Origin of the sequence: Escherichia albertii (assembly GCF_028622335.1) — a bacterium.
GTDB classification, from domain to species: Bacteria; Pseudomonadota; Gammaproteobacteria; order Enterobacterales; family Enterobacteriaceae; genus Escherichia; species Escherichia albertii.
The window spans coordinates 4,628,253-4,649,772 of the sequence record NZ_CP117568.1 but is presented as its reverse complement, the minus strand read 5'-3'; the positions used below and the strand labels follow the sequence as shown (position 1 = coordinate 4,649,772).

19 protein-coding genes are annotated in these 21,520 nt (G+C 51.8%); 14 read left to right on the top strand and 5 right to left on the bottom strand.

What is annotated here, in order from left to right:
• Nucleotides 1–13: 13 nt before the first annotated feature.
• Nucleotides 14–1,960 (bottom strand): macrolide ABC transporter ATP-binding protein/permease MacB, encoded by a 1,947-nt coding sequence (macB, locus tag PS053_RS22515; protein ID WP_256879282.1) that lies wholly within the window; start codon nt 1,958–1,960, stop codon nt 14–16.
• Nucleotides 1,957–3,072 (bottom strand): macrolide transporter subunit MacA, encoded by a 1,116-nt coding sequence (gene macA, locus PS053_RS22510; protein ID WP_059219859.1) that lies wholly within the window; start codon nt 3,070–3,072, stop codon nt 1,957–1,959. Before macA ends, macB begins: the two co-directional genes overlap by 4 nt.
• 150 nt (nt 3,073–3,222) lie before the next feature.
• Between macA and PS053_RS22505 the strand changes: the two genes are divergently transcribed.
• On the top strand, nt 3,223–4,179 hold the full coding sequence (locus PS053_RS22505; protein WP_129560754.1) for a VirK/YbjX family protein: 957 nt from the start codon (nt 3,223–3,225) through the stop codon (nt 4,177–4,179).
• Here PS053_RS22505 and PS053_RS22500 read toward each other — a convergent pair.
• Nucleotides 4,176–5,834 (bottom strand): ATP-dependent endonuclease, encoded by a 1,659-nt coding sequence (locus PS053_RS22500; RefSeq protein WP_000599780.1) that lies wholly within the window; start codon nt 5,832–5,834, stop codon nt 4,176–4,178. The genes PS053_RS22505 and PS053_RS22500 overlap by 4 nt on opposite strands.
• A gap of 424 nt (nt 5,835–6,258) precedes the next feature.
• On the opposite strand from PS053_RS22500, the gene aqpZ reads away from it, so the two are divergent.
• From aqpZ to PS053_RS22460, 8 genes are all read left to right on the top strand, one after another.
• Complete coding sequence (aqpZ, locus tag PS053_RS22495) at nt 6,259–6,954, top strand: aquaporin Z (protein WP_002462422.1); 696 nt, start codon at nt 6,259–6,261, stop codon at nt 6,952–6,954.
• Nucleotides 6,955–7,448: 494 nt separating this feature from the next.
• Entirely contained in the window at nt 7,449–8,348 is a 900-nt protein-coding gene (gene lysO / locus PS053_RS22490; RefSeq protein WP_002462423.1) for an L-lysine exporter LysO, read from the top strand.
• Between the two features lie 143 nt (nt 8,349–8,491).
• Complete coding sequence (gene hcp, locus PS053_RS22485; protein WP_000458800.1) at nt 8,492–10,144, top strand: hydroxylamine reductase; 1,653 nt, start codon at nt 8,492–8,494, stop codon at nt 10,142–10,144.
• A gap of 11 nt (nt 10,145–10,155) precedes the next feature.
• Nucleotides 10,156–11,124, top strand: coding sequence for an NADH oxidoreductase (gene hcr, locus PS053_RS22480; RefSeq protein WP_000178653.1), 969 nt, complete (start codon nt 10,156–10,158; stop codon nt 11,122–11,124).
• A 133-nt stretch (nt 11,125–11,257) separates the two neighbouring features.
• Complete coding sequence (gene poxB / locus PS053_RS22475; RefSeq protein WP_000815389.1) at nt 11,258–12,976, top strand: ubiquinone-dependent pyruvate dehydrogenase; 1,719 nt, start codon at nt 11,258–11,260, stop codon at nt 12,974–12,976.
• A 37-nt stretch (nt 12,977–13,013) separates the two neighbouring features.
• A complete protein-coding gene (gene ltaE, locus PS053_RS22470) occupies nt 13,014–14,015 on the top strand; it encodes a low-specificity L-threonine aldolase (protein WP_256879283.1) in 1,002 nt (333 codons plus the stop codon).
• Between the two features lie 10 nt (nt 14,016–14,025).
• Nucleotides 14,026–15,456 carry an SDR family oxidoreductase gene (locus tag PS053_RS22465; RefSeq protein ID WP_256879284.1) on the top strand — a complete coding sequence of 477 codons (1,431 nt, stop codon included), beginning with the start codon at nt 14,026–14,028 and terminating at the stop codon, nt 15,454–15,456.
• A gap of 98 nt (nt 15,457–15,554) precedes the next feature.
• Nucleotides 15,555–16,568, top strand: a complete 1,014-nt coding sequence (locus PS053_RS22460; protein ID WP_024164829.1) for an NAD-dependent epimerase/dehydratase family protein — start codon at nt 15,555–15,557, stop codon at nt 16,566–16,568.
• On the opposite strand, the gene amiD is transcribed toward PS053_RS22460, so the two are convergent.
• Both amiD and PS053_RS22450 read right to left on the bottom strand, forming a co-directional pair.
• Nucleotides 16,565–17,395, bottom strand: coding sequence for an N-acetylmuramoyl-L-alanine amidase AmiD (amiD, locus tag PS053_RS22455; RefSeq protein WP_000832593.1), 831 nt, complete (start codon nt 17,393–17,395; stop codon nt 16,565–16,567). The genes PS053_RS22460 and amiD overlap by 4 nt on opposite strands.
• Nucleotides 17,392–17,715 (bottom strand): heavy metal-binding domain-containing protein, encoded by a 324-nt coding sequence (locus tag PS053_RS22450; protein ID WP_001160731.1) that lies wholly within the window; start codon nt 17,713–17,715, stop codon nt 17,392–17,394. The genes amiD and PS053_RS22450 overlap by 4 nt, the downstream gene beginning before the upstream one ends.
• Before the next feature lie 125 nt (nt 17,716–17,840).
• Between PS053_RS22450 and PS053_RS22445 the strand changes: the two genes are divergently transcribed.
• From PS053_RS22445 to artM, 5 genes are all read left to right on the top strand, one after another.
• Complete coding sequence (locus tag PS053_RS22445) at nt 17,841–18,356, top strand: lipoprotein (protein WP_001270732.1); 516 nt, start codon at nt 17,841–17,843, stop codon at nt 18,354–18,356.
• A gap of 217 nt (nt 18,357–18,573) precedes the next feature.
• Nucleotides 18,574–19,302, top strand: a complete 729-nt coding sequence (gene artP, locus PS053_RS22440) for an arginine ABC transporter ATP-binding protein ArtP (protein ID WP_000027216.1) — start codon at nt 18,574–18,576, stop codon at nt 19,300–19,302.
• Nucleotides 19,303–19,319: 17 nt separating this feature from the next.
• Nucleotides 19,320–20,051, top strand: coding sequence for an arginine ABC transporter substrate-binding protein ArtI (gene artI, locus PS053_RS22435; protein WP_000756580.1), 732 nt, complete (start codon nt 19,320–19,322; stop codon nt 20,049–20,051).
• Between the two features lie 6 nt (nt 20,052–20,057).
• Nucleotides 20,058–20,774 carry an arginine ABC transporter permease ArtQ gene (gene artQ, locus PS053_RS22430; protein WP_001001694.1) on the top strand — a complete coding sequence of 239 codons (717 nt, stop codon included), beginning with the start codon at nt 20,058–20,060 and terminating at the stop codon, nt 20,772–20,774.
• The gene (gene artM / locus PS053_RS22425; RefSeq protein ID WP_000895403.1) at nt 20,774–21,442 is read left to right on the top strand and encodes an arginine ABC transporter permease ArtM; all 669 of its coding nucleotides are present in this window, start codon (nt 20,774–20,776) and stop codon (nt 21,440–21,442) included. Before artQ ends, artM begins: the two co-directional genes overlap by 1 nt.
• Nucleotides 21,443–21,520: the final 78 nt, after the last annotated feature.

The following is a 21,520-nucleotide window of genomic DNA, read 5'->3' as shown; positions in this document are numbered from 1 at the left end:
TTTTATCTCATAATTACTCTCGCGCCAGAGCATTCACTGGATCCAGGCGCGCCGCATTTCTTGCAGGCAACCAGCCAAATAAAACGCCAGTAACAGTCGAGCAAAGGAACGCCAGCAACAGCGCTAACGGAGAAAATCCAATCTCCCAACCGGGTAAAAAAAGCTGCAAGGCGAAAGCGATTAACAGCGAAAGCGTAATCCCCAACGCGCCGCCCATCAGGCAGACCAGCACAGCTTCAATCAAAAATTGTTGCAGAACATCGCTGGCACGCGCTCCTACAGCCATACGAATGCCAATTTCCCGCGTTCGCTCGGTCACCGACACCAGCATAATGTTCATGACGCCAATACCGCCTACTACCAGAGAAATCACCGCTACCAGCGTCAAAAACAGTTGTAATGTACGTGTAGTCTTTTCAACCGTTTTCAAGACACCGTCCATATTCCAGGTGAAGAAATCCTTTTTGCCATGACGCAATGACAATAAACGAGTGAGCTGCTGTTCAGCTTCGGCGCTGTCAAAGCCTTCTTTCACCCTTACAGTAATGGAATTCAGCCACGACTGCCCCATTATCCGCCCGGACATAGTGCTATAAGGCAGCCACACGCGTAGCACTTTACTGCTGCCAAACGTTGACTGTTTTTCTTCCGCCACGCCGATGACTCTCGCAGGCATGTTGCCAACTAAAATCACTTCACCAACCACATTAGCTTTATGCGGAAAAAGCTGACGACGCGAATTACTGTCAAGAACCACCACCTGGGCACGGCCATTCAATTGCTCCTGATTAAACGTATTCCCTTCACTGAAAGTCATACCATAAACATTGAAATAATCACCACTTACACCGTTGGCGCTGGCAGCAACATCAACATTGCTGTAACGCAGGCGCAGATTTTGCGAGACGGCAGGCGTGGCAGAAGCAACCCACGGCTGTCTTTGAATGGCGATTAAATCATCGTACTTGAGTGCTTGTTGATATTGTGGATCATCATCACCAAAATCTTTCCCGGGATAAACGTCAATCGTGTTAGTACCAATAGAGCGAATGTCCGCCAGCACCATTTGTTTGGCAGCGTCGCCCACCACCACGATAGAAACTACCGATGCAATGCCAATAATAATCCCCAGCATAGTCAGCAAGGTACGCATTTTATTCGCTGCCAACGCCCGCCACGCCATGGTCAGCGCCTCGTTAAAACCGCTGACAAACTGCCGCCAGCCAGAAGACATTTTAACTATTGATTCCGTCCCGGCGACGACATTCATATTTTCAGTAGCGGGAGGGTTACGCACGATTTCGCCGTCGCGAATTTCGATCACCCGCTCAGCCTGGGCAGCAACTTGTGGATCATGGGTGACAATAATCACCGTGTGTCCGCGATCGCGCAACTGATGCAAAATAGCCATCACCTCTTCGCCGGAATGGCTGTCCAGCGCGCCCGTAGGCTCATCGGCGAGGATCACCTGTCCACCGTTCATCAATGCGCGGGCAATACTGACGCGTTGTTGCTGACCGCCGGACAGTTGCGCAGGATAATAATCTACGCGCTCTTCCAGCCCCAACCGTTGCAGTAATTCCTGGGCGCGTGCCAGTCGCCGTTTGCGTTCAACACCAGCATACACTGCGGGAACTTCAACGTTCTGCTCAGCGGTTAGGTGTGAAAGCAAATGATAACGCTGGAAAATAAACCCAAAATGCTCACGGCGCAGTTGCGCCAGCGCATCGGCGTCCAGCGTGGCAACATCCTGTCCGGCAACGCGATACGTGCCACTGGTTGCTTTATCCAGGCAGCCGAGGATATTCATCAGAGTTGATTTACCGGAGCCCGAAGCACCGACAATCGCTACCATCTCGCCAGCATAAATATCCAGGCTGATGCCCTTCAGCACCTCGACCTGCTCGTCACCCGCGGGATAGCTGCGGCGAATATCCTTTAGCTCAAGCAAAGGCGTCATTGCGCTACCCCTGATTTGGCCTCGCCAATCACCACTTCATCACCCGCTTCTAATCCTTTGACAATCTCAACGTCGGTATCGTTACGTGCGCCAATCACCACTTCGCGTTCACGCGTTTCGCCATTACGCAGTAATTTAACCTTATAGCGGTTATCGCCAACCGGCTCGCCCAACGCTGCCAGAGGAATGGTCAGCACATTTTTCACATCAGTAAGCTGAATGTGCACCTGCGCGGTCATATCCAGACGCAGCAGGCCATTAGGGTTTGGCACTTCAAAACGGGCGTAATAGAAAATGGCGTCATTGACCTTTTCCGGCGTCGGCAACACATCTTTAATCTGCCCTTCATAACGCGTCAGCGGATCACCCAGCACGGTAAACCAGGCTTTTTGCCCTGGTTTCAGGTGGATAACATCCGCTTCAGAAACCTGCGCTTTTACCAGCATAGTGCTCATATCCGCCAGCGTCAGAATATTTGGCGCTTGTTGCGCGGCAATCACCGTTTGCCCTTGCAGGGTAGTGATTTGCGTAACTTCACCCGCCATCGGTGCAAGGATACGCGTGTAATCAAGGTTGGTTTTAGCCGTGTCGAGAGAAGCCTGATTGCGTTTAATTTGCGCGTCTATAGTGCCTATTTGCGCCTGTTTAACGGCCATTTCAGTGGCGGCGGTATCAAGATCTTGCTGAGAAACCGCCTGCGTCTGCGCCAGCCGTTTCTGGCGCGAATATGTCACCTGCGCCAGTTTCAGTTCTGCTTCCGCTTGCTGACGTTGCGCACGCAGCTCCATCAGTGTCGCTTCCACTTCTTTAATCTGGTTTTCTGCCTGTTCGGGATCAATAACTCCTAAAAGCTGATCTTTTTTCACTTTATCGCCAATCGCTACCGACAGCGTTTTCAACTGACCGCTGACCTGCGCCCCCACGTCAACCTTTCGCAGTGCGTCCAGTTTTCCGGTCGCCAGCACGCTTTGCTGCAAATCTCCAGGGCGTACAATCAGTGTCTGATACGTTGGCACAGGCGCATTAAGAATTTTCCATAATGCAATCAGCCCGGCGATGACTATCACCAACGCAATAACGTAACGCTTCTTCACGTTTCTCCGCTTTTTCATAAATATTCTGAATACTCCATATGCGCAACTGGGTCGCTAACTTCAACAAAATATCAACAACCCCCTAAAATTTCCGTTAGTAATTACATGATTGATGTTTTGTTAAGGTAAGTAATAGTGAAATCAATGTTATGTATAACCATTGATTTTATGAATATGTCGCAGCTCACTGAACAGGCATTTACACCATCTGAACCTCTTAGCAGCATGTCTCTTTTCCTTCGTCTGGCTGGTGGTCAATGGCGACCGGGTAAATTCTGGCATCGCCGTAGCTTTCGCCAGAAATTTTTGCTGCGCTCTTTGATTATGCCGCGTTTAAGCGTCGAGTGGATGAACGAGCTTGCCCACTGGCCTAACCTCAATACCCTGTTAACGCGCCAGCCGCGTCTGCCTGTTCGTCTGCACCGCCCTTACCTTGCTGCGAATCTTAATCGCAAGCAATTGCTGGGGGCGTTACGTTATCATTATGCGTTGCTGCGCGCGTGTATGTCGGCAGAGGAGTTCAGCTTATATTTGAATACCCCCGGGCTGCAACTGGCGAAGCTGGAAGGAAAAAACGGCGAGCAGTTTACGCTTGAGCTGACCATGATGATCTCTATGGATAAAGAAGGCGACAGCACAATTCTGTTCCGTAACGGCGACGGTATCCCTCTGGCGGAGCTCACCTTTACTCTTTGTGAATATCAGGGGAAAAGAACGATGTTTATTGGCGGGCTGCAAGGCGCGAAATGGGAAGTGCCGCATCAGGAAATACAAAATGCGACGAAAGCCTGCCACGGCCTGTTTCCAAAACGCCTCGTGATGGAAGCAGCCTGTATCTTTGCCCAACGCTTACAGGTTGAGCAAATTATCGCTGTCAGCAATGAAACACATATTTATCGTAGCCTGCGTTATCGTGATAAAGAAGGCAAAATCCACGCTGATTACAACGCCTTCTGGGAATCAGTTGGCGGTGAGTGCGATGCTGAACGGCATTACCGTCTTCCGACAAGCATCGCTCGCAAAGAGATTGCCGATATCGCCAGCAAAAAACGGGCTGAATATCGTCGACGCTATGAGATGCTCGACACAATTCAGCCACAAATGGCGACAATGTTTCGCGGTTAATCGGCCCGACCACGCGCCAGCCACAGCACACGCGAGAACATTTTTTTCAACAGAGTGGGGACAGATTCCACACCGCGACGCCCGGCTTCCATAGCCACTTCAATGGCAAGATCGGGCTTGGAGGAACGATGGATCGCCTTCGAGATAATTTTGCGCAAATTCATCGGCACGTTTTCCGGGATTTGCGCCACACGGTGGAACACATCGGAAAACCCCTGACGATACATAAAATGTTCCATATCCAGCGCCGGTAGCGTTGTCAGGTGTTCACGCTCGGCTTCACGATCGTTATTCAACAGGCTGCGTACCGTAGCGGCATATTTTTTACCGGCTTCATCGCCATCAACCAGCACATGCCACTCGATGCCCATCCGACGGGCAAATTTGACCAGAGGCTTTAATCCAGACTGGGCAAACTCAATCACCTTAATCCCTTCTGCATCGAAATGATGCCCACACTGACGCGCCAGCTCGTTGATAACCCAGGTTTCCGTTTCGCCTTCCACCAGCAGCCAGCAACGGGCAAATAGCGATGACGGACGGTTAAAGCGAATGTGAAACGAGATACGCCGGCTATCTTCGGTACTCAAACCACTTGGCCCCAGTCGCCAGGCGGCGACACGGGAAGATTCCCGTACAAGGCGGCAAACATGTTCCACTGGCGTTAACGAAAGTAACTCACCAGAATTGGTGGTGGTAATACGCTGTAAAGGCAGAAGATTCAACAGATGCCAGGCGACTGAAAGCATAATCGGATGCAGACGCGTTTCTGGATCTTCTATCAGCAATAGCGGACGCGCATCTTTATCCAGCCGTAGCGTACCTTTTGCCTGCAATAAAGTCGCAAATAGTCCGAGCAAAATAACCCGATACGAACGCCCTCCTGGTCGGTCAATCATCCGGTTGATGATGTCCAGATAACGCCAGCTCCGCTGCTCATTATTAGCCTGCCGACGCATTAAGCGATATCGCGATTGTCCGGCCCCCTGCTCCGAAAAGTAATGTTCCAGTAATTGCACCATTGCGGAAAGTCCCTGACGAATTTGTCCATCAGAGAGATTTTGCGGATGTGAAGATAATTCACGGGCAAGAAAATCAAGCTGGCGTGCGGTGACTTCTATATCAGGAGCATTCGGCACCGTACCATTGCGTATGCGGCGCATAAAGCGAGCGTCGCGTAAGCGCAGAACTGGCATTAAGCGCACCAGATGGCGCGCCTGCTCGTTAATATCATCAATATCAATCGGATGTCCGTCTTTATCGAGAAAGCTACGTAGCGTCATCACGCTGCCGTCTTCTGCACTTTCCCCTTCCAGACGATAAAAAATGCGATGATAGCCATCAGTGCACGGCGTCCAACAGGCTTCCAGCGGACGATATCGCCGTACCCGATGTCGTCCTGGCAGCGATTCGCGGAAGGTCAGAATAATATGTAAATGATGTTCCCGACCATTGATGTCGCCCGGTGGAAACCAGAAATCATTGCGATCAAAATGGTAGAGATCTGACTCTGGCGACAACAGCAGGGTTAAAGCATCCAGTAAACTGGATTTGCCCCACGCGTTCTCCCCGATCAGGACGTTGTTTTGCTCCAGCATCAACGACAATCGGTTGATACCGCGAAAGCCGACAATTTCAACGCGCTCAAGAATCATATCCCCTCCAGAAATATGTAACTTATCCTTTACTCTGGCAGTATAACGGGAAAGGCCATAGCAATACGTGATGACTTCACATTTAAGCATGGCAAATGTCTGAAAAATGAGCGAATAATTGGATCGTATGATCCGTTTGCGGTTTGTCAGCAAAAATAACAAAATCAAATGATTAGCAAGCTAAATTATTTTTTATTACGCCTAAAGGCTTAATTCAGCCGTTTGCACTACACTGTCAATCAGACAAATGACTATATGGGGGAAGCGCCAGTTGCCCTAAATCAAACTTAATGTATTTATTTATCTGGTGAATATATTGTTTTCGTTTTTACAATAGCCACGCATTATTTCTGTCGCCACTTTTTTACGGCGACCATATAAAACGACCGTATTTTCACAGGGTCAATTTTTAATTGAGGTGGATATGTTCAGAAAATTAGCAGCCGAATGTTTTGGTACTTTCTGGCTTGTTTTTGGTGGCTGCGGCAGCGCCGTGCTGGCGGCAGCATTCCCGGAATTAGGCATTGGTTTTGTCGGTGTCGCGTTAGCGTTCGGTCTGACCGTACTGACGATGGCTTTTGCTGTCGGTCACATTTCCGGCGGGCATTTTAACCCTGCGGTCACTATTGGCTTATGGGCTGGCGGTCGTTTCCCGGCCAAAGAAGTGATTGGCTACGTGATTGCTCAGGTTGTCGGCGGTATTGTTGCGGCGGCGCTGTTATATTTAATCGCCAGCGGTAAAGCTGGATTTGATGCTGCCGCCAGCGGCTTTGCTTCTAACGGTTATGGCGAGCATTCACCTGGCGGTTATTCCATGCTTTCTGCCCTGGTGGTTGAACTGGTACTGAGTGCAGGTTTCCTGCTGGTTATCCACGGTGCGACCGACAAACACGCTCCGGCAGGTTTTGCACCAATCGCCATTGGTCTGGCATTAACGCTGATTCACTTAATCAGTATTCCGGTAACTAATACTTCCGTTAACCCGGCGCGCAGTACTGCGGTTGCCATCTTCCAGGGTGGCTGGGCGTTAGAGCAGTTGTGGTTCTTCTGGGTAGTGCCAATTGTCGGCGGCATTATCGGTGGTCTGATTTACCGGACCCTTCTGGAAAAACGCGATTGATAAGCGCAGAAGGCCTGACACAATGTCAGGCCTTTTTTTAATATGTTGTTATATGTTGATTTATCATCTTGTTGCGCTCCTTTCATGAGCTAAGCCACATATTGCCACTGGCGCAAGGAGCACGCAGGGGGCGGCCAATCGCCGCCGCCCCCTGCCCCCCCGGACTCTGGCGAACAAAATCGCCGCTGCGCGGTTCCCTCGGCTTATCCCTTGCGGCTACCGGGTCGGGCGCGAGGTAACATCCCTGTAAAACGCGCCCTCAGCCCACATCTATGTGGGCTGACCCGGCCTCCAGGGAACGCCTCAGCGATTTTGACGCCACCAACAACAGTGCAGTTTGTAATTAAAGCGCAAGAATATCTTTAAATGAAAATGAATACCCTACCGATCCTTATGAATAACATTTCCTTTTAATTGCAACTTTACTCGTCCTTCCGCTTTCAGTAGTGTGTCATCGCGCATTTCGACTTCTTCTTTGCAAGGACTGGGTTTTCATGTTTTCTGGGCTGTTAATCATTCTGGTTCCCCTGATTGTGGGTTACCTCATTCCGCTTCGCCAAAAAGCTGCGTTAAAACGCATTAATCAGCTATTAAGCTGGATGGTCTATCTCATTCTCTTTTTTATGGGCATCAGTCTGGCGTTTCTTGATAATCTCGCCAGTAATCTGTTGGCGATCCTGCATTATTCCGCCGTTAGCATTACCGTTATTTTGCTGTGTAATATTGTCGCCCTGATGTGGCTGGAGCGCGGTCTGCCGTGGCGCAACAACCACCAGCAAGAGAAATTGCCGTCACGTATTGCGATGGCGCTGGAGTCGCTAAAACTGTGCGGCGTGGTGGTGATTGGTTTTGTCATTGGCCTTAGTGGTTTTGCTTTCTTACAACACGCTACTGAAGCCAGCGAATACACACTAATTCTGTTACTTTTTCTCGTCGGGATTCAGCTACGCAACAATGGCATGACCTTAAAACAAATTATCCTTAATCGCCGCGGAATAATCGTCGCGGCGGTCGTCGTAGCAAGTTCTTTAATTGGCGGTTTAATTAACGCCTTTATTCTTGATCTCCCCATCAACACCGCACTGGCAATGGCCTCCGGTTTCGGCTGGTATTCACTTTCCGGCATCTTGCTGACCGAATCTTTTGGTCCGGTAATCGGTAGTGCGACGTTTTTTAATGATCTGGCGCGAGAACTGCTCGCCATCATGTTGATTCCCGGCCTGATACGCCGCAGTCGCTCCACTGCACTCGGCTTATGCGGTGCCACATCAATGGATTTCACTCTGCCTGTGCTCCAGCGAACCGGCGGCTTAGAGATGATCCCGGCGGCGATTGTTCACGGCTTTATTCTTAGCCTGTTAGTGCCGATTCTCATCGCCCTTTTCTCTGCCTGATACCTCTCTGGCGGTAGATCTCTGCCGCCAAAATTGCGCTAAATCAATCTCCCTTAAAGTTGCAGCAAAAATCACTTTTATCCCTGCATTAAGCGTCTTAACCTTAAACATGTATATTAAATATAACTTTAAAAGGTGTGATCATGTTTTGTGTGCAATGTGAACAAACAATCCGTACTCCGGCAGGAAACGGCTGCTCATACGCGCAGGGGATGTGTGGTAAAACGGCGGAAACCTCTGACCTTCAGGATTTACTCATCGCGGCGCTGCAAGGGCTTTCTGCCTGGGCGGTAAAAGCGCGTGAATACGGCATCATCAACCACGATGTAGATAGCTTCGCGCCACGTGCCTTTTTCTCGACCCTGACCAACGTTAACTTCGATTCTCCGCGTATTGTCGGCTACGCCCGTGAAGCCATTGCTCTGCGTGAAGCGCTGAAAGCGCAATGTCTGGCAGTGGATGCAAACGCTCATGTCGATAACCCGATGGCTGACCTGCAACTGGTGAGCGACGATCTCGGCGAGCTGCAACGTCAGGCGGCGGAATTTACGCCAAATAAAGATAAAGCAGCGATTGGCGAAAACATTCTCGGCCTGCGTCTACTCTGCCTGTATGGCCTGAAAGGTGCGGCGGCCTATATGGAACACGCGCACGTTCTCGGTCAATACGACAATGATATTTACGCCCAGTACCATAAGATCATGGCGTGGCTGGGTACCTGGCCTGCCGATATGAACGCGCTTCTCGAATGTTCAATGGAAATCGGCCAGATGAACTTCAAAGTGATGAGCATTCTGGACGCAGGCGAAACCGGTAAATACGGTCACCCGACGCCAACTCAAGTGAATGTGAAAGCGACGGCGGGCAAATGTATCCTGATTTCCGGTCACGATCTCAAAGATCTCTACAATCTGCTGGAACAAACCGAAGGCACGGGCGTTAACGTCTACACTCACGGTGAAATGCTGCCAGCCCACGGCTACCCGGAACTGCGTAAGTTTAAACATCTGGTCGGTAACTACGGCAGCGGCTGGCAGAATCAGCAAGTTGAGTTCGCTCGTTTCCCGGGCCCTATCGTGATGACCTCTAACTGCATCATCGACCCAACCGTAGGCGCGTATGATGATCGTATCTGGACCCGCAGCATCGTTGGCTGGCCGGGCGTTCGCCATCTGGATGGCGAGGATTTCTCGCCGGTCATCGCCCAGGCGCAACAAATGGCAGGCTTCCCGTACAGCGAAATTCCGCATCTGATCACCGTTGGTTTTGGTCGTCAGACGCTGCTTGGCGCAGCGGATACGCTGATTGATCTGGTGAGCCGTGAAAAACTGCGTCATATCTTCCTGCTTGGCGGCTGTGACGGCGCGCGCGGCGAACGCCATTACTTCACCGATTTCGCCACCAGCGTGCCGGATGACTGTCTGATCCTGACCCTCGCCTGTGGTAAATATCGCTTTAACAAGCTCGAGTTTGGCGATATCGAAGGTCTGCCGCGTCTGGTGGATGCCGGTCAATGTAACGATGCTTACTCAGCGATAATTCTGGCGGTGACGCTGGCAGAAAAACTGGGCTGCGGAGTTAACGACCTGCCGCTGTCACTGGTGCTCTCCTGGTTCGAACAGAAAGCGATTGTCATTCTGCTGACGCTGCTTTCTCTGGGCGTGAAAAATATCGTCACTGGCCCAACTGCGCCAGGCTTCCTGACACCAGATCTGCTGGCGGTGCTGAACGAAAAATTCGGTCTGCGTTCTATCACCACTGTTGAAGAAGATATGAAGCAACTGTTGAGCGCGTAAGGAGTTTTTGAATGACGATGCCAACGAATCAATGCCCGTGGCGGATGCAGGTTCATCACATTAAGCAAGAAACGCCAGATGTGTGGACCCTTTCTCTGATTTGCCACGATTACTATCCGTATCGCGCCGGGCAATATGCGCTGGTCAGCGTACGTAACTCGGCAGAGACGCTGCGTGCTTATACTATTTCCTCCACACCGGGCGTGAGTGAATACATCACACTGACCGTGCGGCGAATTGATGATGGTGTCGGTTCCCAGTGGCTGACCCGCGACGTAAAACGCGGCGACTATATCTGGCTTTCGGATGCGATGGGGGAATTCACCTGCGACGATAAGCCAGAAGATAAATTCCTGCTGCTGGCGGCAGGCTGCGGCGTCACGCCGATTATGTCGATGCGTCGCTGGTTGGCGAAAAACCGTCCGCAGGCAGATGTCCAGGTGATCTACAACGTGCGCACGCCGCAGGATGTCATTTTTGCCGACGAATGGAGTCATTATCCACTGACACTGGTAGCGGAAAATAACATTACCGAGGGGTTCGTTGCCGGACGTCTGACCCGCGAACTGCTGGAAAGTGTTCCTGACTTAGCCTCACGCACCGTCATGACCTGTGGTCCGGCGCCGTATATGGATTGGGTGGAACAGGAAGTAAAAGCGCTCGGCGTAACGCGTTTCTTTAAAGAGAAGTTCTTTACGCCAGTAGCTGAAGCGGCGACCAGCGGTCTGAAATTCACCAAACTGCAACCGGCGCAAGAGTTTTACGCACCCGTTGGCACCACATTGTTGGAAGCGCTGGAAAGCAATAAAGTTCCGGTTGTCGCCGCGTGCCGTGCAGGTGTTTGCGGCTGCTGCAAAACAAAAGTGGTTTCCGGTGAATATACGGTAACCAGCACCATGACGCTGACCGAAGCGGAAATCGCCGAAGGTTATGTGTTGGCCTGCTCCTGCCATCCGCAGGGAGATTTAGTTCTCGCGTAGTTGCTCCATGCCCGATGATAATCCTGTCATCGGGCATTTTAACAGTTAGTGCTTCCTTTTTTCCCCACCCCCTTCACCTTTCATCAGATGAACTAAACTTGTTACCGTCATCACATTCAGGAGACGGAAAACCATGAAACAAACGGTTGCTGCTTATATTGCCAAAACGCTCGAATCGGCAGGGGTGAAACGCATCTGGGGTGTCACAGGTGATTCTCTTAACGGACTTAGCGACAGCCTTAATCGGATGGGCACCATTAAATGGATGTCCACTCGCCATGAAGAAGTCGCCGCTTTTGCCGCGGGTGCTGAAGCTCAACTTTCGGGGGAACTGGCTGTCTGCGCGGGATCGTGTGGCCCCGGCAACCTGCACTTAATCAACGGCCTGTTTGATTGCCATCGCAATCACGTTCCAGTTCTGGCGATTGCCGCCCACATCCCTTCCAGCGAAATTGGCAGCGGCTATTTCCAGGAAACCCACCCGCAAGAGTTATTCCGCGAATGTAGTCACTATTGCGAGCTGGTTTCCAATCCAGAACAGATCCCGCAAGTGCTGGCGATCGCCATGCGCAAAGCGGTGTTAAACCGCGGCGTTTCAGTAGTGGTTTTACCAGGCGATGTGGCGTTAAAACCTGCCCCGGAAGGGGCGACCACGAGCTGGTATCACGCGCCACTGCCGGTAGTAACACCGGAAGAAGAAGAATTACGCAAGCTGGCGCAACTGCTGCATTATTCCGACAATATCACTCTGATGTGCGGCAGCGGCTGTGCGGACGCACATCAAGAGCTTGTGGAGTTAGCCGGGAAAATTAAAGCGCCCATCGTTCATGCCCTGCGCGGGAAAGAACATGTCGAGTATGACAATCCCTACGACGTGGGAATGACCGGCTTAATCGGCTTTTCATCCGGTTTTCATGCCATGATGAACGCCGACACGTTAGTGTTGCTCGGCACCCAATTTCCCTACCGCGCGTTCTATCCTGTTGATGCCAAAATCATTCAGATTGATATCAATCCAGCGAGCATCGGCGCGCACAGCAAGGTGGATATGGCGCTGGTAGGCGATATCAAATCAACCTTGCGTGCATTACTGCCGCTGGTGGAAGAAAAAACCAATCGCAAATTTCTCGACAAGGCGCTGGAGCATTACCGCGATGCCCGCAAAGGGCTGGACGATTTAGCTAAACCCAGCGATAAAGCGATCCACCCGCAATATCTGGCCCAACAAATCAGTCATTTGGCCGATGATGACGCCATCTTCACCTGTGATGTCGGTACGCCAACCGTGTGGGCCGCACGTTATCTGAAAATGAACGGTAAACGCCGATTGTTAGGTTCGTTTAACCACGGTTCGATGGCCAACGCCATGCCACAGGCGCTGGGCGCACAGGCCACAGAGCCAGAACGCCAGGTTATCGCCATGTGCGGCGACGGTGGATTCAGCATGTTGATGGGCGATTTCCTCTCAGTAGTACAGATGAAATTACCGGTGAAAATCATCGTGTTTAACAACAGCGTGCTGGGTTTCGTGGCAATGGAAATGAAAGTCGGGGGCTATCTGACTGACGGCACCGAATTGCACGACACCAACTTTGCTCGTATTGCCGAAGCCTGCGGTATTACCGGTATCCGCGTGGAAAAAGCGTCTGAAATTGATGAAGCTCTGCAACGCGCCTTCTCCATTGATGGTCCGGTACTGGTAGATGTGGTGGTCGCCAAAGAAGAATTAGCCATTCCACCGCAAATCAAACTCGAACAAGCAAAAGGATTTAGCTTGTATATGTTGCGGGCGATCATCAACGGACGTGGTGATGAAGTCATCGAACTGGCGAAAACGAACTGGCTAAGGTAAAAAGGATGGCATTTCCCGTCATAAATAAGGATATGCCATGATTGATTTACGCAGTGATACCGTAACCCGACCGAGCCGCGCCATGCTCGAAGCGATGATGGCCGCCCCGGTTGGGGACGACGTTTACGGAGACGACCCTACCGTCAATGCTCTGCAGAACTATGCAGCAGAGCTTTCCGGTAAAGAAGCCGCCATTTTTCTGCCTACTGGCACCCAGGCTAACCTGGTCGCTCTGCTCAGTCACTGCGAACGCGGCGAGGAGTATATTGTCGGTCAGGCGGCGCATAACTATCTGTTTGAAGCCGGTGGTGCAGCGGTGCTGGGAAGTATTCAGCCGCAACCCATCGACGCTGCTGCCGACGGTACGCTACCGCTGGATAAAGTCGCAATGAAAATCAAACCCGACGATATCCACTTCGCCCGCACCAAATTGCTCAGTCTCGAAAACACCCACAACGGCAAAGTGTTGCCGCGTGAATACCTGAAACAGGCATGGGAATTTAGCCGCGAGCGTAATCTGGCGCTGCACGTTGACGGAGCGCGCATCTTTAACGCCGTGGTGGCTTATGGCTGCGAACTGAAAGAGATCACGCAATATTGTGATTCGTTCACCATTTGTCTGTCGAAAGGTCTTGGTACGCCAGTCGGGTCATTACTGGTCGGTAATCGCGACTACATCAAACGTGCCATTCGCTGGCGAAAAATGACCGGCGGCGGCATGCGTCAATCCGGGATTCTGGCTGCTGCCGGGATGTATGCGCTGAAAAATAACGTCGCGCGTTTGCAGGAAGACCATGACAATGCCGCCTGGATGGCGGAGCAACTGCGTGCAGCAGGCACAGATGTGATGCGCCAGGACACCAATATGCTGTTTGTCCGTGTCGGTGAAGAAAAGGCCGCCGCGTTAGGCGAATATATGAAAGCAAGAAATGTGCTGATTAACGCCTCGCCGATTGTCCGCCTGGTGACCCATCTTGACGTCTCGCGTGAACAACTGGCGGAAGTCGCCGCCCACTGGCGCGCTTTCTTAGCCCGTTAAGGAGAAAGGCGTGCCGCAACGCATCTTAGTTCTCGGCGCCAGTGGCTATATCGGTCAACATCTGGTGCAAACGCTCAGCCAGCAAGGGCATCAGATCCTGGCAGCGGCACGTCATGTCGACAGGCTTGCAAAGTGGCAACTGGCTAACGTCAGTTGTCATACACTCGATCTTAGCTGGCCGGATAACCTTCCGGCCCTGTTGCAGGATATCGATACGGTCTATTTTCTGGTGCACAGCATGGGCGAAGGCGGTGATTTCATCGCTCAGGAGCGCCAGGTGGCCCTCAACGTGCGTGATGCGCTACGCGAAGTCCCCGTTAAGCAATTAATCTTTCTCAGTTCGTTGCAGGCCCCACCTCATGAGCAGTCTGATCATCTGCGTGCCCGTCAGGCTACGGCGGACATTCTGCGTGAAGCGGGTGTACCGATTACTGAGCTACGAGCGGGAATTATTATTGGCGCCGGATCGACTGCATTCGAAGTCATGCGCGATATGGTTTACAACCTGCCAGTGTTAACGCCGCCACGCTGGGTTCGTTCACGCACTACGCCTATTGCGCTGGAAAATCTGCTGCACTATCTGGTGGCGCTGTTAGACCACCCTACCAGCAAGCATCGGATATTCGAAGCCGCCGGACCAGAGGTGCTCAGTTATCAACAACAGTTTGAACATTTTATGGCGGTGAGCGGTAAGCGCCGTTGGTTGTTCCCCATCCCCTTCCCCACCCGCTGGATTTCGGTATGGTTTCTCAATGTAATTACTTCCGTACCGCCCACCACCGCCAACGCGTTGATTCAGGGGCTAAAACACGATCTGCTGGCAGATGACACCGCACTACGCGCGCTCATCCCACAACCGTTAATCGCCTTCGATGACGCGGTACGCCACACGTTGAAAGAAGAAGAAAAACTGGCCAACTCCAGCGACTGGGGATATGACGCTCAGGCTTTCGCCCGTTGGCGACCAGAATATGGCTATTTCGCTAAACAGGCAGGGTTTACAGTAAAAACCGCTGCCAACCTTCAGGCCTTATGGAAAGTAGTGAATCAAATCGGCGGTAAGGAGCGTTATTTCTTTGGCAATATTTTATGGCAAACCCGAGCGCTGATGGACCGGGCGATCGGCCATAAACTCGCGAAAGGTCGCCCCGAACGAGAATACTTGCAAACGGGCGATGCAGTGGATAGCTGGAAAGTGATTGTCGTTGAACCGGAAAAACAACTCACGTTGTTATTTGGTATGAAAGCGCCGGGGCTTGGGCGGCTTTGTTTTACCCTGGAAGATAAAGGCGACTATCGTACTATCGATGTTCGCGCATTCTGGCATCCGCACGGCATGCCTGGCCTGTTTTACTGGTTATTGATGATCCCTGCACATCTGTTTATTTTTCGCGGTATGGCAAAACAAATTGCCAGACTTGCAGAACAAAGCACAGATTAATCGAAAAAACCTGCGTTATTCTTTCATGTTTCCCATTGCATCAAGGGGGAAATCACGGAAGAATGCGCACGTCATTTTCTCAACAACAGTGGATTGATATGAAGGTACTGGTTACCGGCGCCACCAGCGGCTTAGGTCGAAACGCGGTAGAGTTTTTATGCCAGAAAGGTATTAGCGTGCGAGCGACCGGTCGCAATGAAGCGATGGGCAAATTGCTGGAAAAAATGGGCGCAGAGTTTGTCCTGGCAGATCTGACCGAGCTGGTCTCATCGCAGGCGAAAGTGATGCTCGCAGGTATTGATACGCTGTGGCATTGTTCCAGCTTTACCTCGCCGTGGGGAACGCAGCAGGCGTTCGATCTGGCCAACGTTCGTGCCACTCGCCGCCTGGGCGAATGGGCTGTTGCCTGGGGCGTGCGTAATTTTATTCATATCTCTTCACCGTCCCTGTACTTCGATTATCACCACCACCGCGATATCAAAGAAGATTTTCGTCCTCACCGTTTCGCCAATGAGTTTGCCCGCAGTAAAGCCGCCAGCGAAGAGGTGATCAACTTGCTTTCGCAGGCAAACCCGCAAACACGCTTTACCATCTTACGCCCACAAAGCCTGTTCGGGCCGCACGACAAAGTTTTTATCCCCCGTCTGGCACATATGATGCACCACTATGGCAGCATTCTGTTACCGCACGGCGGCAGCGCGCTGGTCGATATGACGTACTACGAAAATGCGGTTCACGCCATGTGGCTGGCAAGTCAGGAAACATGCGATAAACGCCCTTCTGGTCGTGCGTACAACATTACCAACGGCGAACATCGCACATTGCGCAGTATCGTGCAAAAACTGATTGACGAACTGAATATTGATTGTCGTATTCGGTCAGTGCCTTACCCGATGCTGGATATGATCGCCCGCAGTATGGAACGTTTAGGACGCAAATCAGCAAAAGAGCCGCCGCTAACCCACTACGGCGTCTCCAAGCTGAATTTTGACTTTACGCTCGATATTACACGCGCGCAGGAAGAGTTAGGTTATCAGCCAGTCATCACCCTGGATGAAGGCATCGAAAAAACTGCCGCCTGGCTGCGCGACCACGGAAAACTGCCGCGCTAATCCTGACCGTATTTCTCCAGCAACGCTTGTGCGATGGCCTGAGTTTCCGCATCCGCTTCGCCGTTATATAACGCCGGGCGGAAGTGCATCTGGAAGGCCATAATCACTCGCTTTTGCTCGTGCGGCGTCATATCGGGCTTCACGTCATAGCCATAGCGCGCCAACAGTTCCAGCAATGATGCGGTATCGACTGGCGTATGCGGCGCACGTCCGGCAAGGTAAAAGTTGACCCGCGAAGCATCCGGCCAGGCGCCAATCCCCTGCTGCGCCAGTTGCTGCCATGGGAACAACGGACCGGGATCATCTTTACGCTGCGGCGCAATGTCTGCGTGCGCCACCACGTTTTCCGGCTTGATGTGATAACGAGCAATAATATCTTTCGCTAAAGGAATAAGAGCCTGAATCTGCGCTGGCTCAAATGGCGCAAAATATTTCACGCCCGCCGATTTTTGCCAGCCGCGATTTTCCAGCTCAATGCCAATCGAAGTATCGTTAATCCGTGTTGCGCCGCGCCAGGCGCTGACTCCCGCATGCCAGGCCAGTTCCTGTTCCGGCACCAGTTGCCAGATGCGCGGTTTACCGTTATAACGCGGCGGCACGGCAGGCACCAGATAATGCGAACTGACCTGTTTGTCGGTCAGTGTCGCCAGCGAGCTATCGAAGTCATCTGCGGTGTAGTGGATCACCAACACTTTAATGCGTGGATACGCCGCCTGCGCCTGACGTCGGGTATCGAGTTGGTATCCCTCTTTCTCGACAATTCCTTTTTCGCCAGCGCATCCTGCCAGTAACAGAGCAGCAGTGACCAACCAGAGAACTCTTTTCATCGACGCGTTTTCACCGCCGTTCCGCTGACGCTGACCATCAACATACTGCCGTTTTGCCCGACCGTTTCGTAATCGATATCAATACCGACCACGGCGTCGGCCCCCAGCGCTCTGGCCTGATCGCCTAACTCTTCAAATGCTATCTCCCGCGCTTTACGCAGTTCTTTTTCATACGCCCCGGAGCGTCCGCCAACGATATCGCGGATACCGGCAAAGAAATCGCGAAAAATGTTAGCGCCTAAAATCGCTTCGCCGGTCACCACACCGCAATATTCAACGATGGTCTGGCCTTCCAGTGTTGGGGTTGTGGAAAATTGCATGATCGATCTCCTTGTTTGCTAAGCCTTCGATCTTCAACGCATTATCGGACTGATACGCTATTATTGAAAGGATATCATTATTATCGTAGAACGCTTTCAGAGCGTTCGCTTATAAGGAAATCATTATGCGCTACAGCAAATTGACCATGCTTATCCCTTGCGCACTGCTACTCAGTGCCTGCACCACCGTCACTCCCGCTTATAAAGACAATGGCACCCGCAGTGGTCCCTGCATCGAGGGCGGCCCCGATAGCGTGGCTCAGCAATTTTACGACTATCGCATTTTGCATCGCAGTAACGACATCACCGCTCTGCGCCCCTACCTGAGCGACAAACTGGCAACCCTGCTTAGCAATGCCAGCCGTGATAATAGCCATCGTGAATTGTTAAGCAGCGATCCCTTCTCCAGTCGTACCACGTTACCTGACAGCGCCCGTGTTGCCAGCGCATCTACCATCCCTAATCGCGATGCGCGCAATATTCCGTTGCGCGTGGACCTGAAACAGGGCGATCAAAGCTGGCAAGATGAAGTGTTAATGATTCAGGAAGGCCAGTGTTGGGTCATCGACGATGTGCGTTATCTGGGCGGCAGTGTCCATGCGACAGCGGGCACGCTCCGCCAGTCCATAGAGAACCGCTAAGACATTGATCAACCAATAACCCCCGTAAATTGTCCGGCATTCTGCAAGGAATGCCGACATTTATGCTCGCCACCTACTGCCCCCGTTATTTTGTGCTATGTTTAGTGAATAATGCGCTTTGCATTTAACTTTTAAAGCAGAAATATTGCATAATTATTCTGTCAAAGGTACTATCTTCGACCTCAATAGCTATCCGACTGCCAGTATACGAGTGTCAATGAGTATTCAATTAAACGGCATTAATTGCTTCTACGGCGCACATCAGGCGCTGTTCAATATCACGCTGGATTGCCCGCAGGGCGAAACACTGGTGTTACTTGGCCCCAGCGGCGCGGGGAAAAGCTCGCTGCTGCGTGTACTCAATCTGCTTGAGATGCCGCGCTCCGGTACGCTCAACATCGCAGGCAACCATTTCGATTTCACTAAAGCGCCGTCAGACAAAGCGATCCGCGAGCTGCGTCGTAATGTTGGGATGGTGTTTCAGCAATACAATTTATGGCCGCATCTGACGGTACAACAAAACCTGATTGAAGCCCCCTGCCGCGTGCTGGGATTGAGTAAAGATCAGGCGCTGGCTCGCGCGGAAAAATTGCTGGAACGCCTGCGACTGAAACCTTATAGCGATCGTTACCCGTTGCACCTTTCCGGTGGTCAGCAACAACGTGTCGCCATCGCCCGTGCGCTGATGATGGAACCGCAGGTGCTGCTGTTTGATGAACCGACCGCCGCGCTGGACCCGGAAATTACCGCGCAAATCGTCAGCATTATTCGTGAACTGGCGGAAACGAACATTACCCAGGTGATCGTCACCCACGAAGTTGAAGTCGCACGTAAAACCGCCAGCCGTGTGGTGTATATGGAAAATGGTCACATCGTAGAGCAAGGCGACGCGAGCTGCTTTACCGAGCCGCAAACCGAAGCATTTAAAAACTATCTCTCTCACTAAGATTCGGGATAACGACAATGAAAAAAGTTCTGATTGCCGCGTTAATTGCAGGTTTTAGTCTTTCCGCCACAGCAGCCGAAACTATCCGTTTTGCTACCGAAGCTTCCTATCCTCCGTTTGAATCTATGGACGCGAATAACCAGATCGTCGGTTTTGACGTTGACCTGGCGCAGGCGCTGTGTAAAGAGATCGATGCAACCTGTACTTTCTCTAACCAGGCATTCGACAGCCTGATCCCAAGCCTGAAATTCCGCCGAGTGGACGCCGTTATGGCCGGGATGGATATCACCCCTGAACGTGAAAAGCAGGTACTGTTTACCACCCCGTACTATGACAACTCTGCCTTGTTTGTGGGTCAGCAGGGTAAATACACCAGCGTTGATCAGCTGAAAGGCAAAAAAGTCGGCGTGCAGAACGGAACGACGCACCAGAAATTCATTATGGATAAGCACCCGGAAATCACCACTGTTCCGTATGACAGCTACCAGAACGCAAAACTGGATCTGCAAAACGGTCGTATCGACGGCGTATTCGGCGACACCGCAGTGGTAACCGAATGGCTGAAAGATAACCCGAAACTGGCGGCGGTGGGCGATAAAGTGACCGATAAAGATTACTTCGGTACTGGCCTCGGCATCGCAGTGCGTCAGGGCAATACTGAACTGCAGCAGAAATTCAACACTGCGCTGGAAAAAGTGAAGAAAGATGGCACTTACGAAACCATCTACAACAAATGGTTCCAGAAGTAATTCCTGATGAATGAATTTTTTCCTTTAGCAAGTGCCGCCGGGATGACCGTCGGCCTTGCCGTTTGTGCATTGATTGTCGGACTGGCGCTGGCAATGTTCTTCGCGGTGTGGGAGTCAGCGAAATGGCGCCCTGTCGCGTGGGCAGGTTCGGCACTGGTGACGATTTTACGTGGTCTGCCAGAAATTCTGGTGGTGTTGTTTATCTATTTTGGCTCCTCGCAGCTACTGCTGACGCTTTCGGATGGCTTTACCATCAATCTTGGGTTCGTGCAGATCCCGGTGCAGATGAACATTGAGAACTTCGACGTTAGCCCGTTCCTCTGCGGCGTCATCGCCCTGTCGTTACTGTATGCTGCCTATGCTTCGCAAACCCTGCGTGGCGCACTGAAAGCGGTGCCCGTAGGCCAGTGGGAATCGGGTCAGGCGCTGGGGCTGTCGAAATCAGCCATCTTCTTTCGTCTGGTGATGCCGCAGATGTGGCGTCATGCGCTGCCCGGCCTCGGCAACCAGTGGCTGGTACTGCTGAAAGATACCGCGCTGGTCAGTTTGATTAGTGTGAATGATTTAATGCTGCAAACCAAAAGCATTGCTACCCGCACTCAGGAACCATTTACCTGGTACATTGTGGCGGCGGCGATTTACCTGGTGATCACCCTGTTAAGTCAGTACATTCTCAAACGCATTGACCTGCGCGCGACACGTTTTGAGCGGAGGCCTGGCTGATGCTTGAGTATTTACCCGAACTAATGAAAGGGCTGCATACCAGCCTGACGCTGACCGTTGCCTCGCTAATTGTGGCGCTGATTCTGGCGTTAATTTTTACCATCATTCTGACGCTGAAAACGCCGGTACTGGTGTGGCTGGTGCGTGGCTATATCACACTGTTTACTGGTACTCCGCTGCTGGTACAGATCTTCCTGATTTACTACGGGCCGGGCCAGTTCCCGACGTTGCAGGAGTATCCGGCACTGTGGCATTTGTTGTCAGAACCGTGGTTATGCGCGCTGATTGCATTGTCACTGAACAGTGCGGCGTATACCACGCAGCTATTTTACGGTGCTATTCGCGCGATCCCGGAAGGTCAGTGGCAATCCTGTAGTGCACTGGGGATGAGCAAAAAAGATACGCTGGCGATCCTGTTGCCGTATGCGCTTAAACGCTCTCTCTCATCTTATTCCAACGAAGTGGTGCTGGTATTCAAAAGTACCTCTCTGGCTTACACCATTACGCTGATGGAAGTGATGGGTTACAGCCAGTTGCTGTACGGTCGCACCTACGATGTAATGGTGTTCGGTGCGGCGGGGATTATTTACCTGGTCGTTAACGGCCTGCTGACGCTGATGATGCGTCTGATCGAGCGCAAAGCCCTTGCCTTTGAACGCCGGAATTAATGTGGCTGCGTGCTGATGCCGGATGCGGCGTAAACCACCTTATCCGGCCTACATTCGCTGGATGATTTGTAGGTCTGA